Genomic DNA, 13,703 nt, shown 5'->3' on the forward strand with positions numbered 1-13,703 from the left:
GCTCGTCACCGGCCTCGACAGCCCCGCCCTGCGAATGCTGGTCGGCGAACTGACGCCGCGCGAACTGGTCTTGCGAATCCATCAGCGCTTCGGGTACGAACTGACTCGTCTACTTCACCTCCGCGAATCCGTGACGCGGTCCTGGCGCGGCCCAGCTCTCAGGACTCGGCGGTCCGTCCGAAGCGCGGGGCGCTCTCCTCGTCGAGCGCCCGACAGGAAGCCGCCCAGCGTGTCGGTGACCTCGTCCAGGCTTCGTGCACTGAAGAGCACCGGCTGGTACCCGGAGATGTCGTACTCGGTGGCCGGCATCGCGCGGATGTCCAGCGGTCGGATCCCCTGTGCGGCGCCCGGTCACGGGGCCAGTGCGACAGCCCACCGCGTGAAGGTCTCGGCGTACCGCGCCGGGTCGGACTGGTGCATCATGTGTGACGCGCCCGGCACCGACTCGTAGTCGACCTTCACTCCTGCCGCTTCCATCAACCGCCTGGCCTGCGCGGCCTGTTCGTCGGAGAGCGCCCCGAGCAGGTTCCCGGTCTCCGGGTCGGTGCCTCGCATGTGGTGCGTGAGGAGCACCGGCGTGTTGACCCGGCCCAGCATGCGCTCGTGCGGACAGTTCAGCCCGACGGTCCCCTCGTAGAAGGCCCGCGCCCATTCCGGGTCGTACTCCTTCAGGTGCTGCGGGATCGCGTCCGCCACGAAGGACCGCGCCATCGGCGACGCCGAGGCGCCGGCCGCGCGGCAGAAGCCCTCCCAGTCGCCCACGCTCCACTGGTCACCGAGATACGTGCGGAACAGCTCGAACACCGGGCCTGCCCCCTGCCGGACCGAGTGACCGTGTGCGGGGACGAGTTCGGACGCGAAGAACGGCGGGTCCTCGCACAGGACGCCGCGGAGCTGACCGGGCATGGAGTACGCCGACAGCCACGCCGCGAGGACGCCGCCGGAGGAATTGCCCGCGACGACGACGGGCCGCTTCACGACCAGGGTGATGAACCGGACCAGGTCGTTGCCGAAGTTGTCGAGGCTGTACCGCTTCGGGGTCCAACTGCTGCGCCCCTGGCCCCGCAGGTCGACGGCGTAGACGTGGAAGTGCTCCGAGAGGAGGCCCATCGCCTCCTCGTACGACCACCAGGACCCCGTCTGCTCGGGGATCAGCAGTACGGCGGGCCGGTCCGGGTCACCGGCCTCGGCGTAGTTCATGGTGATCTCGCCGAGATCGACCTGCTGTTCGGGGTAGGTGTGCGGGACGTGGACGTCGCGCAGTGCGGGGCTGGTCACCATTGTGGTCTCCTCGGTCTGTGCTGCCCGTCGTTACGGGCTGACGGCGCTTCCCGCAGGTCGGCGCCGGTGGTCAGAGCCGGCGCCCGCCCTCGCCGGGTGGGCACGTCACAGAGCTATTATTCGAACCGTGGCAGACGACGCGCACCGACGATTCCGATGAGTGGTACACCGGTACAAGTCCCGCGCTCGGGCAGGCCGTTGCGCGGCGAGCCGGTCCTTGAGCGGGCCTTCCGGGTGCTGGGGGCCTTTACCGAGGCCGGCGAGGGCCTGGCACTCCACACACTCGCGGCCCGGGCGGGCCTGCCGAAGAGCACCACGTCCCGGATCGCGGCCCAGCTGACGGACGTGGGAGCCCTCGAACGCCTCGACAACGGCGACTTCGTCGTCGGCCTGCAACTGCTCGAGATCGCCTCGCTGGCACCTCGCGGCCACGGACTGCGCGCCGCCGCGCTGCCGTTCATGCAGGACCTGCACCGGGTCACCGGCCAGCACATCCTCCTCGCCGTACGCGAGGGCGACGAGGCCGTCCTGGTCGAGCGGCTGTCCGCACGGGGCGCGGCGGCGGTCAAGTACCGGGTCGGCGGACGCCTCCCCCTCATCGGGACCGGCATCGGCATCGCCCTGCTGGCGCACGCCCCCGGGCGCATACGGAAGGAAGCGCTGGCCGGCGCGGTGGACGCGCCCTGCGTCCGCCGGCTCCTGGCCACCGTCCGCACCGATGGGGTCTGCGCCGTGACGGTGCCCAATCCACTGCGCTCGGGGCCCGCCGCCATGTCGACCGTCGCCGCCCCGATCCTGAACCGCCGCGGCGACGCACTGGGCGCGTTGTCGTTGGTCGCCCCCGATCAGGGCGGGCCCCGTACCGCGGCCGTGACGGCGCTGCGCAGGGCGAGTCTGGCGATCTCCCGGGCCGCGGGGCCGTGAACCACGCTCGCGCCGGGCAGCAGACCGGCGCCAGTCGGCGGGAACGCCCACCGCCCGGCCCCCAGTCACCGTTCCGGCCGTCCACGGCACCACCACCGTGGACGGCCGGAACGGCACGTCGCTCTCCGCCTGCTTCGGCCGCGCAGCCGCCGGCGCTTCATGGCTCGACGAACTTGTCGGCCAGTCCCCGGTCCAGGTAGTCGTCCGGCAGATCCTGGATGACCAGCTCGGCTTCCGTCCGCCCGGTGTGCAGCCGCCAATAGGCGTCGGCGATCGTCTGCGGCTGGGAGTCGTGGCCCCCTTGTCCGATGTAGGCGGCGATGGCCACGTGCGCGGCGTAGACGCCGGTACCGGAGAGCGCCGCGTGCAGGTTGAGGATCCAGTTGCGCATCCCACCTGTGGCGATCTGGACGTTCGCCACGTGCGGGGCGATCACGGGCCCCGACCCTGCCCCGCTGCTGACCAGGATCGTTCCCGTGCCGCGCTCCAGCATGCCGGGCAGGACGTGCTGCACCGCCGCCACGCCCCCGAGCAGGTAGAGGTCCAGCTGGGCCAGAACCGAGTCGACGGTGACGTTCGTGGCCTCGACCAGCGGTGCCCGGCGCAGGTCGGCCGGGGACGGCGCGGGCGAGTACTCGAGTATGTCGATCGGCCCCAGCCGCTCCTCGGCTGCGGCGAGCGCGGCGTGCAGAGCCGGACGGTCGGTCACGTCGGCGGGGAACGCCTCGGCCCGCACGCCCGTGTCGGACAACTCGTCGGCCACTGCCTGCAGCGTCGTGCGGCTGCGGGCGATCAGCGCCACGTCGACGCCTTCGGCGGCGAACCGCCGGCCGATCGCGCGCCCGAGTTGAGGACCTGCGCCCACGATCGCGAGTGTGCTCAATTTCCTTACCTCGTTACCCTTGTGTCGACATTCCGGACCGCGGATGTCGGATCTTCGATGTATGCCGGAACAAAGGTAGGAAGCCTGTGGTCCCGGCGCCTCGGACCGGTGCGTCAGCTCGAACGGGAGATTCGCGACAACGATGAGCGGTACTTTCTCGGCGGACGTGAGCGGCGCGAACGCCTTCAGCGTCTTCGCGCACGAGTGGCGGAGCAGGATGGGCGAGCCCTTCGCTCTGGCGCCCTTCCGCCGGACGAGCGTGTCCGGCTTCTCGGTGCGGTCCCATGGGTTCCGGGTGCGGGACATGATGTTCAACCGGTTCGAGACCGCGGCCGCCTTGCGGACGGGGGGCCGGCGGGTCGGGGCCGACGATCACGTGCGCCTGTGGATCGTCCACCGGGGGGCCTGGCGGTTCGGTGAACCGGGAGGGGCCGAGTACACAGCACCGGCCGGCCGGCTGCTGGTACAGACGGGAAGGCTGTCCCACTTTTCCGCGGCGCCACGCACCGCCGTGCAGGTACTCGTTCTGCCCGCCGCGGAGGTGCGGCGCCCACGGGGCGGGTCGGCCTCCGGTCCGACCGACACCGCCGAGGTGCGGCTGCTGACGGCGCACGCCGCCATGGTGGGCCGGATGCTGGACCGTCTCGGGCCGGCCGGGACCGACGCAGCCCGCAACACCCTGGCCGAGTTGGCCCGGGCCGCCGCCGGGGGCGGCCTGGACGACGTGGAGCCCCTGTTGTCGCCGGCCCTGGCCCAAGCCGCGCGAGACCTGGCCGACCGTCGCCTCACCGACGCCGCCCTGTCCCCCTCGGCTCTCGCCCGGGAGCTGAACGTCTCCCCGCGTACGCTTCAACGGGCCTTCGCCAGGGAAGACCGACCGCTGAGCACCTACATCCGACGCCGCCGCCTCGAGGAGGCATGCCGCGCGCTCGTCGCACCGCACCGGCGTATGACCGTCACGGAGATAGCCGCCCGCTGGCAGTTCGCCGACAGCGGCCACTTCGCCCGCGCCTTCCGCAAGTACTACGGCAGGACCCCGACCGACTACGCCGCGACCGCTGCTCGTGAAACGGATGCCACATAGCTGTGCGGGCTGGTGCCGCCACCCGCCCACGGCAGGGACGCCTGGGTCAGCCGAGGCGTACCACCAGCAGACAGACCTGAGGCGACGAGAGTTCCGCCGCGGGTGGTGTCCAGGGCGCGTCCTCGTCGGCGCCGTCGCCAGGCGCAGAGAAGGCCGGCGGCGGCCGCCTCGTGCGGTCCGTACCCTCCGGGGCGTGTCGCCGGAAGCCGGGGCGGCGGTGTCCGGCCGGGGCCGTAGGGGCGTCGGGCCCCAGGTGGTCCCGGAGGTATGGTGTCGTTGCTCTGCGGCGGGGCTGTCGCCGTCGAAGTGCTGAGACTCGACGGACTGCTGCGGCTCGGCACTGTCCGCCGACGGGTGCGGCTGCGACGGGCCGAAGACGGGCGTCGGCCCCTGTGCTGTGCGCTCTGCGGGGGCTCGGGTCCGGTTGGCCCGGAGAGGTGGCGGTCTGGGCCCGGTGGTCGGAGTGTCGGTCCACCGAGGGGAGCCGGCCCGCCGCCGACGATCGCGACTGCACGCGCGGCGACTGCGCGGCGCTTGTTCTTCTTCGACCTCGCCAACTGGTGGCGACGGGCCGCCCGCCTCATTCACCGGCGCAACCCTCAGGTTGGCGCACGCTCTCGGCAGGCGATCAGCCATCGTGTCCCCATCCTCTCTCAGGGATGGAGGCCGGTCTGGCGCGGTCCCTGGGGCCGCGCCAGACCGGCCTTTCCCCGCAGCCGAGTCAGTCGTCCAGTACTGCCAGGGCGTCGATCTCGACGAGCAGTCCCGGAGGGAGCTGCATGTAGACGGTAGTGCGGGCGGGGAAGGGTTCGCCGATGGCCGCCGCGTACGCCTCGTTCAGCTCGGGCAGGTGGGCGGGGTCGGTGAGGTAGACGCGGAGCATCACGACGTCCTTCGGTCCGGCGCCGGCCGCCTTGAGTACGGCGGTGACGTTGCGCAGTGTCTGCGTGGTCTGCTCGGCGACCGTGGTGCCGACGACCGCACCGGTGGCCGGGTCGAACGGGAGTTGCCCGGAGACCTGAAGAATCGAGCCCTTGCGGATGCCCTGGGACAGCGGCGCTGCTGGAGTGGGTGCGTTCTCGGTGGTGATGACGGTTCTCATGGTGTGTCCTTGACGGAAGGGCGCGCAGAGCGATCTGTGCGCGGGGGTCAGGCCCAGGCCTGTCGTTCCTGGCTACGGGGGTCGTCGACCTGGGTCCACTCGATGTCGATGTGCATCGTGGTCCGGCGTGCGACGTCGTACTGGTCCCAGCCGGGGTTGCCGGTCCTGGCAAAGCGGATCCAAGCCTCGTGCATGCGGGTGGCGAGGTCCGCGGGAGGCTTGTCAGGGCCGAGCAGGGCGCCCTCACCCGCCAGCTGCGGGAGTTCGGCGATGTCGAAGACGAAGGGGAGCTCCATCGTGTGGGTGGCGCCGAGGTCTCCGCCCAAGGCCTGGGAGCGCCAGGCGAACTCGTAGCTGAACGTGGCTGACTGGGGGTGGGCGGCATGTGCGCCGGCCAGGGCCCAGCTGCCCGCGCCGAACAGGGCGTCACCCATGATGGCCGACCGCAGCTCACCGAAGGATGCCTCGGGGCGTGTGTTGCGGTACGTCTCCACGAGCTGCGCGGGCTTCGGATGCGAGCGCGCCGCCGTGTCGTCGACGTCGTCGGCGGTCGAGGTGGCGTACGTGCCCACCGGGACCAGGTAGAGGTTGCCCTCCTCGGTGTTGGTGCCGACGAGCAGGTCGACATCGGCGCTCAGGCCGGCGCCGACGGATACGGCGGGCTGTGTGTCGAGCACCAGGCCGAAGGGGCTGAGGCCGAGCAGCGGATCGTGGTGCGTCCCGATCCGCAGATCGATGGGCGTGAGCCGGGAGGCGGCGTCCACCAGGCGCTCGTCGGAGATGGCCGCGAAGGCGTCGGTGTGCGGCTCGATGCCCAGTTCCTCGGCCGCGGCCTTGGTGACACGGGCGGCCTGCTCGGAGGTGAACGCGCCCAGACCGCTGCCGCTCTGGACGATCGCCCGGCGGAACAGCCCGGCGGCCTCGGGGTTGGCGAGGATGCCGCCGACGACGGTCGCCCCGGCCGACTGGCCGAAGAGGGTGACGTTGTCCGGGTCACCACCGAAGGCGGCGATGTTCTCCCGCACCCAGCGCAGCGCCGCGACGACGTCGAGCAGACCGCGGTTGGCGGGCGCCCCGGGGATGTCGAGGAACCCGGCGATGCCCAGCCGGTAGTTGAGTGTGACCAGGACGACGCCGTCGCGGGCGAAGGCGGAACCGTCGTACAGCGCGGACCGCGTCGATCCGGCGACGAACCCGCCGCCGTGGACGAACACCATCACGGGCAGACCGCTGTTCGCGGTGGCGGGCTGGAAGACGTTGACGGTGAGGTAGTCCTCGCCACGGCTCCAGCCGGCGCCGAAGTAGGGGGCCATGTCGATGCTGCCGAGCTTCCGCTCGGACTGCGGGGCGTTGGGGCCGGGCACGGTGGCGTCCCGTACGCCGTGCCAGGGCTCGTGCGGCTGCGGCGGGGCGAACCGGCCGGTGCCCGTCGGAGGAGCGGCGTAGGGGATGTTCAGGAAGGTGGCGGTGCCGTCGTCCTGACGGAGACCGCGGACGGCTCCCTGTGCGGTGGTGACGACGGGCTTGAGATCGTGGCTCACGGCTATGCCTTTCCGGGGGCGTCAGTCTGCGCGGAGTACGGGGAGAAGGGCGCCCAACCCTTGATGTCGAACGTGTTGCCGTTACGCGCGATTTCGGTGGCACCGTGACCACCCAGGTGCGCGGGGATCAGGAGCGCGTTGTTGTCGGCAGCCCAGCCCAGCACCTTGCGGCGGGTGGCGCGGGCGCCCGCGGGGTCCTCGCAGAAGCAGCTGTTGGCGTCCGGCTCGACGATCTGCACCGGGTTGTGCAGCAGGTCACCGACGAACACCGCGCGGTCCGTCCCGGAGCTGAGGGTCAGCACGGAGGAGCCGGGCGTGTGTCCGGGAGCCGCGTCCAGGCGCAGGTCGGCGTCGATCTGGTGGCTGTTCTCCCACAGCAGCGTCTGGCCGGCCTGATGTACCGGGGCCACGCTGTCCTCGAAGACGTTCTGGTTGCCGCGGCCGAGCAGCGGCTGGTGGCCGTTTGCCGGGTTCCAGAAGTCGAAGTCGTCCTTCGGCATCAGATAGGTGGCATTCGGAAAGGTGGGAACCCAACTCCGCCCGTCCAAGTACGTGTTCCAGCCGACGTGATCGATGTGCAGATGCGTGTTGATCACGATGTCCACGTCCTCGGGCTGAACACCTGCCCGGGCCAGGTTGGCCAGGAAGTCCGTTTCCAGGCGGCTCCAGACCGGCGCGTAGGGGCGCTCCTTGTGGTTGCCGACACCGGTGTCGACGAGGATGGTCTTGCCTCCGCTGCGCAACAGCCAGGTCTGGATCGCGGAATTCACGATGTTGGTCTCGGAGTCCAGGAAATGCGGGGCCAGCCAGTGGACGCCGTCCTTCCAGACCTCCTGCGAGCTTTCCGGGAAGAAGGCGTGGGGCTCCATTTCGACAGAACCGTAGTATTCCCAAACTCGGGTGACAGAGACGTTGCCGAGCGTAATCTGTTCCATGTGATTTCCTTGGGGTTCTCAGGGTTTACCCAACCGTATGAGCGGCCCAGCCGGCGCGGTATCCGTCACGTGACTGCACCGGTGCGTACGGCCATGGACACGGGGATTTCCCTCTCGGCTTTGATGCCTGCAAAACAGCAAAATGCAAGGGGGTGCGGTCATCCCTTGATGTGTTCTGGCGGGTGTCAGCCGGCTTGGGCGTTGCATTGGTCCTCGAAGTCGACGCAGCGCACCGCGACAACCGGGGTCGGACCGTGCGGCGAGGGGATGTCAACGCTCTCGGGCAGGACCATGGTGGTGCGGCCGGGGTCCGGGACGAGCGGGTCCGCGGCTCGCACCAGTGCGGTCAAGGTCGCGTCGAGGCGACTGATGTGCTGCTGCAGGCGACACTCCAGCGACGGCCGGCTGCGGCTGACGCGCGGCTCCTCCGAGAGCAGGGACAGTGCCTTGACGACTCTGGGACGTGCCGTGTGCGAGGAGGATCCCGGTCGATGGCCGGTGACGCGGATCAGGTGGGCCACGGTCTCGTGCGCACGGTCGGCTGCGGCAGTGAGGCGGGGGGCGCATTCCGAAGCATGGCCCGCTGAGAGACGCTCGGCCGTGGCGGCCAGGCTGCGTGCGTGGTACGCGCCGACCTCAAGGAGTTCTAGCAGGTGGAGGGTGTGGTGCCGTCGGCCGCGCTGCGGATTGAGCGGATGGGTGAGAGGCAGGCAGGCCTTGCGGAAGGACTCCAGTGCCTGGTCGAGGTCGTGTGCCGCGCGGACCCGGTTCGCCGGGGGTTCCGCGTCCGCGGTTCCTGACGCGATGGCCTGAAGGAGGCGGCCGAGGACGCGCAGGAAACCGACCAGCTCCTCGTCACTGGCCCGGCGGACCGTGGTGGGAAGGACGAGGGTAGCGGCGAGGATTCCGCAGGTTACTCCCAGTGTGGTCTCCTGGACACGCAGAAGCAGCACGTGCGTCGAGAAGGTGTCCATCAGCGCGAGCAGCACGCTGAGTGTGCCGGTGATGAAGAACGTTACGGCCCAATAGGCTCGTGATGGGGTGTAGAAGATTCCGAACATGCACAGCAGGAGCAGGATCAGGAGGCCTGGGCCGTCTCCGCCGACCAGGGTTGCGAGGCCGTAGCCGAAAAGCACGCCGGCGACAGTGCCCGCCAGCCGCCGGGCACTTTGCAGCAGGACCTCGCCGGTGCTCTCGGTCTTGATGAAGACGACCCATGCGGTCACTACTGCCCAGTACCACAGGTGCGGAGACAGGAGATGACCGCCCGCGACTGCGAGGGCCGAGGCTGTTGTCACCTGGACCGCCTGGCGGGTGGCTTGGCGCTTCAGGCTGTCGGTGTCTGCGTCCCTGCGCGGTACCGCACCCAAGGCTGATGGGGCGGCTTTGTGCGGCGGTGTCACGAACCCTTCCGGGCGGCCGCGTGGACCGAGAACCCGCAGGGCTGTGGTGAGTTCGTCGACCGCTAGGAAGCAGTCCTGCACATGTGCGGAGCCGGCCGGCCGGTTCGCCGGGCCGTCTTCGTTCCCGTCCTCGCACTCTTCGGATGCGGGTGCCGTTCCCGTGGTGACCTGGTGCCCGAGAGCCCGGATCCGCTGTGCGAGCCGCTGCCGCGCCCTTCGTTCCGCCACATCGTTGCGGGCCGCCGGTGTGCGGACCGCGCGGACGGTGAGTACAACCAGGCGTTGCGCGGCCACCTCCACACGACCAATGTGCCGCAGCGGGGCCTCGGTGCCCTCGTCGACTGCGCGCTCGTCGAGAAAGTCCTCGATCAGCAGCGCGGCTGCGTGCAGTCTGTCGAGGCGCTCCTGCAACAGACCGCTGCGGGTGCCGTCGTCTTCCCCGGTGGCGACCACCGAGGCCGTGTCCCGGAGGACGTCGTACAGACACACGCCGAATGCGTGCCGCAGCCGTCTCAGAGCTCCAGCCGCCGTGACGGGGCCGACGCAACACCACACGGTCGTAACGGCCCCGAAAGCCACGAGTACCGATGCCCCGAGTTGCGGAAGCTGGTCTGCTCGGGCCTGGACGAATTGAGACAGCAGGAAGAACATGAACCCGAAGATCCCCAGACCCAGCCCTCGTGAGCCGAACCGGCGGGCCTGAACGGCGAGGTAGATCACCACCAGAAAGATCAGCTTGGCTGCCGTCGGGTACGGCGTCAGCACAGCTCCGGCGGCCAGGGACGCGAGAGAGAGCGGAACGCCAAGCCCGACGGTGATGAGCTGGTTGCGTGGATGCAGGTCGCTGATCGCCAGTGACGTCGTCATCGCGGTGAAACCGCCGACCACGAGCACCGTTTCGGGCGCTCCCAGCGCTGTAAGCACGGCAAGTACCGCGGCTGTGCCGAGCACGGCGCGTATCGCGGAGGTCAGACGCGTGAGCCCGGGGTCAAAGGCGGCGATGCGATCCAACGGTGCTGCCTTTGTCCTTGCCACCATGGTGCTCCGTAGGTCCTTTCGCGGGTGCACGACCGCCAGGGGTGTCTCGAGGTTCTGGCCGGCTACCGCCCGCGTCGCCAGTCTCGGTACGCGGGGATCCCGTCCGGTATGCGTCAGGTGACTGCTCTCGGAGGTTCTGCGGCACGCGGGTGTAGGCGCGTGGGATCGCTCGCAGTGGTCTGGACGGTGAAACGAGACAAAACGTCCGTTGTCGGCATTGACGACCCAGCGGCGCCGGACGGGTTTGTACCCGTGGACAATGGCTTACGGTTCAGGGGCCAGGCAGTGCACGGACTTGGGACGGACAATTGCCAGGTGACCGAGGGGAACTCGACACCCGGAGCGTCTTCGTCAGGCCTCAGCTTTCCGCGTCCTGCGCGTTCACTCGGTCGTTCGCCCGTTCAAGAGCTGCCTCGTGGGTCGACTCTGGATCGGCCATGCCCAGCGCGGTCAACACCCGCGAAAATGACAATCCTAAGCTTGGCGTTTACCCAGTTTTGCCTCTTGCGAGGTCTGGTGAGCTCTGTTTTCCGACGTGGGATTCTGCTGGCTCTACGGAATCCGCCGCCTGCGCATAGCGTGATCACCTACCGCCACGTACAACGGCTTTGTTGGTGCATCTGCGAGCCGTTCGAGGCCGGTGGTGATGTAGCTGGTCCAGGGCCAGTGCCCAGCCAGGCGGCGGATCTGCCGTCGGCCGGTGGTCACCAGCTGTCCCGCGGTGACGAACAGGCGCAGTCGCAAACGTCGGGGTTCCCAGAGCCGCGCCTTTCCGGTCAGGGCGAGCATCGGCATCCAGGCCAGCAGGTCGAGGCGGCCCGACTTCGGTCCTCCGCGCGCACCCGCAGCCGGTGACGCAGCTGAAGCTCGGGGATCGGCCGGTCGGCGGTGTTGGTGGCGAAACAGGTCAGCCGCATGCCGTCCGCGTCCGTGAGCCTCAACTGTGCACCGGGATGTGGCCGTTCCTTCCTGACAATCAGCCGCATGTCCTTCGGCCGGCCCGCGAGCAGGTCACCGGCGAGTTCGGCGACCCAGGCCCCGTCACGGGTCTCACCTCCGGTCTCGACGGCCGGGGGCCAGGCCGATGCCGGGATCTCGAGGTCGTGGCTGTGTATGGCCTCGGTGATCACCATGCCGACCGAGTGGGACAGCCACCGTCCCCGCTGAGCGAGCCAGGCGACAAAATCGTGGGTGCCGCCCGCGGAGTCGGTGCGGATCAGGGTCCGGCGCCCGCTCCGGTACTTCTCCGGCGCGTGGTCAACAGGTGCTGCTGGACCGGTTCCGGGAGGCTCACCGGCTGGACTTCTCTTGCGACACGCTCGACGCCTCCCAGGTGCAGGGCGGGTGGGGGGGTGGGGGGGGAAGCCATCCGAACGGTGGCCCGAGTCCGGTTGCCCGGGGACCACCGGGTGACGTCCTTTCTCAGACGTCCACTGTCCCCAGTAGCGCACGGGTCTCGGCGACTACCCGCGCGTTGAACGCCGGGTCGTGCACCTGTGCGGAACCCCGCATTGGTCGTCCTTTCTCGTCGTAGTAGACGCCCGTGGTGTCCGATTCGTCGGTGAGTATCCGGGTGATCATGCGAGCAGCGGTGCCCGGGTTGGTCCAGTACTTGATGAGCGGGGCCAGTGGCGAGAGCACGTACTTCGACAGCAGACGTAGGAACAGGCCGGCGTCGCGGCCCAGATTCGTGCCGGGGGCGAAGCCGGGCTCGATAGCGTTGAACCGCAGTCGGGGTGTCTCGCGGGCGAAGGCGAGCACCGTCGCCAGGTTGCACTGCTTGGACGTGGCGTAGGCGTCTGCGCCGGGCAGTTTCGAGCCGCCGGGCTTCCACTCGCCACGGGCGCTCGCCTCGGCGGAGATGTACCGGGCACCGCGGAAACCGGACATGGTGGCGGCCTTGCGCTCAGGATCCTCCACAGCCGACACGATGAACACCACCTGTGCGCCGTCTTCGAGGTGGGGCACGAGCGTCTCGGTGAACACGAAAGGCCCGATGTGGTTGGTCGCGTAGGCGGTGTCCCAGCCAAGGGCGTTCGTGCCGGGACGGTTGGGGAAGATCCCGGCGTTGTTGAGTACGCCGGTGATCGGAAGGCCGAGCTCGGTGATCTGAGCAACGGCGCGTCGCACGCTCGTCGGGTCCGAGAGGTCGCAGAGGACGGACAGGGCCTTTCCGCCTCTGCCCACGATGATGCTGCGCATGTCGTCGAGCTTGGCGGCGTTGCGCCCGACCAGCACGACGGTGCCGTGCTTGGCAAGTTCGAGGGCGGTGCGGCGGCCGAAGCCGGAGGTCGGGCCGGTGATGACGTAGACCTTGTCGGGCATGGCGCTCCTTGAATGTCTGACTGGTCAGTCATTAATGGGTGTGCTGAGCATGAGGAAGCGGGCCCGGGGCGGGTCAGCCGATCATGCGCCAGAGTGCGTCGAAACCGGATTGCTTGTGCTCGTCGGCGCGGTCCGGGTCGCCGATGATGTAGTCGATGGTGGCCTCGGCCAGGGCATTGGACAGCGTGAACACCAAAGCCGCCGGGGCATCGCGCATCGGGCCGTTCGCCCGCCCACGCTCCAGGATCTCTCCGATGCCTGCCATGGTCCGGTTTGCGGACTCACGAGTGGACGTCGTGATCTCGTCGGAGACCTGGAGATGGGCCAGAGTGCGGCGCTTAAGAGGATTGGCCGTTGCCCAGTCCATCCAGCGTGACCACATGTGTAGCATCTGGGTGCGCGCAGCGGCTGCCGGCAGGCCGCCGAGTGCGGCTGCCCCCATCTCGCCCTTCAGCTCCAGGTAAAGCTGGTTCAGCAGATCCGCTTTGGTGTCGAAGTAGGTGAACAGTGACCCGTTCGAGACGCCAGCCTCTTTCGCGATGGCCGCCGTCGCCGCCCCCAGCCCCTGAGCGGCGATAATCCGCGTGGCGGCGGCCATGATCGCCGCGCGTCTGTCGTCGCTCCTCGGTCTGGGCATGGGGACAGCATGTAGGAGAGTGATCGGTCAGTCAAATCATGGCCGCCGCCTTCGGCGGACAACCAGCGGTTTTCGTCGCCCGGTCTTCGGCCGGGCAATCTAAAGGATCATGCAGGTGGTGGTGGCGTGAGCCATGAGTTTGCCCTGTCCGTCGAGGACCTTCCCTTCGGCGGTGGCGGTGCGTCGGCCGGCGTGGATGACGGTGCCTTCGGCGGTGAGGGTCTGGCCGTCGGTGCGGGCGGCGCGGATGTAGTTGACCTTTAGTTCGAGGGTGGTGTAGCCGGTTCCGGCGGGGAGTGTGGTGTGGACGGCGCAGCCCATGGCGGAGTCGAGGAGAGTGGCGGCGATGCCGCCGTGGACGGTGCCGAGGGGGTTGGCGAAGTCTGGGCGGGTGTCGAGGGAGATGACGATGCGGCCGTGGCCGACCTCGTCGAAGCGCATGCCGAGCAGGCGGCCGATGGAGGGGATGTCGGTGGGGCGTTCGGTCTGCACCCAGCGCATCAGTTCCAGGCCGGTCATGGCAGCAAAGTCGGTGGTGGTCACGGGTCGT

The 13,703-nt window shown here is 69.3% G+C and carries 11 protein-coding genes and 1 pseudogene; 2 read left to right on the forward strand and 10 right to left on the reverse strand.

Going from position 1 to position 13,703, the window contains the following annotated elements:
• Positions 1-351: 351 nt before the first annotated feature.
• A complete protein-coding gene (locus Sru02f_RS19655; protein WP_109031290.1) occupies positions 352-1,281 on the reverse strand; it encodes an alpha/beta fold hydrolase in 930 nt (309 codons plus the stop codon).
• Between the two features lie 156 nt (positions 1,282-1,437).
• Between Sru02f_RS19655 and Sru02f_RS19660 the strand changes: the two genes are divergently transcribed.
• Complete coding sequence (locus tag Sru02f_RS19660; protein WP_109031291.1) at positions 1,438-2,205, forward strand: IclR family transcriptional regulator; 768 nt, start codon at positions 1,438-1,440, stop codon at positions 2,203-2,205.
• Between the two features lie 157 nt (positions 2,206-2,362).
• Here Sru02f_RS19660 and Sru02f_RS19665 read toward each other — a convergent pair whose 3' ends face one another.
• Entirely contained in the window at positions 2,363-3,088 is a 726-nt protein-coding gene (locus Sru02f_RS19665) for an SDR family NAD(P)-dependent oxidoreductase (RefSeq protein WP_109031292.1), read from the reverse strand.
• Between the two features lie 142 nt (positions 3,089-3,230).
• Between Sru02f_RS19665 and Sru02f_RS19670 the strand changes: the two genes are divergently transcribed.
• On the forward strand, positions 3,231-4,172 hold the full coding sequence (locus tag Sru02f_RS19670; RefSeq protein ID WP_109031293.1) for a helix-turn-helix domain-containing protein: 942 nt from the start codon (positions 3,231-3,233) through the stop codon (positions 4,170-4,172).
• Positions 4,173-4,893: 721 nt separating this feature from the next.
• On the opposite strand, the gene Sru02f_RS19675 is transcribed toward Sru02f_RS19670, so the two are convergent.
• From Sru02f_RS19675 to Sru02f_RS19710, 8 genes and pseudogenes are all read right to left on the reverse strand, one after another.
• Positions 4,894-5,274 (reverse strand): RidA family protein, encoded by a 381-nt coding sequence (locus Sru02f_RS19675; RefSeq protein WP_109031295.1) that lies wholly within the window; start codon positions 5,272-5,274, stop codon positions 4,894-4,896.
• A 47-nt stretch (positions 5,275-5,321) separates the two neighbouring features.
• Positions 5,322-6,815: a carboxylesterase/lipase family protein gene (locus Sru02f_RS19680; protein WP_109031296.1), complete on the reverse strand. Its 1,494-nt coding sequence runs from the start codon at positions 6,813-6,815 to the stop codon at positions 5,322-5,324.
• A 2-nt stretch (positions 6,816-6,817) separates the two neighbouring features.
• Entirely contained in the window at positions 6,818-7,750 is a 933-nt protein-coding gene (locus tag Sru02f_RS19685) for an MBL fold metallo-hydrolase (protein ID WP_109031297.1), read from the reverse strand.
• A gap of 185 nt (positions 7,751-7,935) precedes the next feature.
• The gene (locus Sru02f_RS19690; protein WP_244941799.1) at positions 7,936-10,164 is read right to left on the reverse strand and encodes an FUSC family protein; all 2,229 of its coding nucleotides are present in this window, start codon (positions 10,162-10,164) and stop codon (positions 7,936-7,938) included.
• 579 nt (positions 10,165-10,743) lie between these two features.
• Positions 10,744-11,624, reverse strand: a pseudogene (locus Sru02f_RS19695) (transposase); the annotation flags it as partial.
• Positions 11,614-12,516 (reverse strand): SDR family NAD(P)-dependent oxidoreductase, encoded by a 903-nt coding sequence (locus Sru02f_RS19700; RefSeq protein ID WP_109031299.1) that lies wholly within the window; start codon positions 12,514-12,516, stop codon positions 11,614-11,616. The pseudogene Sru02f_RS19695 and the gene Sru02f_RS19700, both read right to left, overlap by 11 nt.
• 73 nt (positions 12,517-12,589) lie before the next feature.
• Positions 12,590-13,153 (reverse strand): TetR/AcrR family transcriptional regulator, encoded by a 564-nt coding sequence (locus Sru02f_RS19705; RefSeq protein WP_109031300.1) that lies wholly within the window; start codon positions 13,151-13,153, stop codon positions 12,590-12,592.
• Between the two features lie 99 nt (positions 13,154-13,252).
• Positions 13,253-13,696 (reverse strand): PaaI family thioesterase, encoded by a 444-nt coding sequence (locus Sru02f_RS19710; protein WP_109031301.1) that lies wholly within the window; start codon positions 13,694-13,696, stop codon positions 13,253-13,255.
• Positions 13,697-13,703: the final 7 nt, after the last annotated feature.

The sequence above is a fragment of the Streptomyces rubrogriseus genome (assembly GCF_027947575.1).
GTDB lineage: Bacteria > Actinomycetota > Actinomycetes > Streptomycetales > Streptomycetaceae > Streptomyces > Streptomyces rubrogriseus.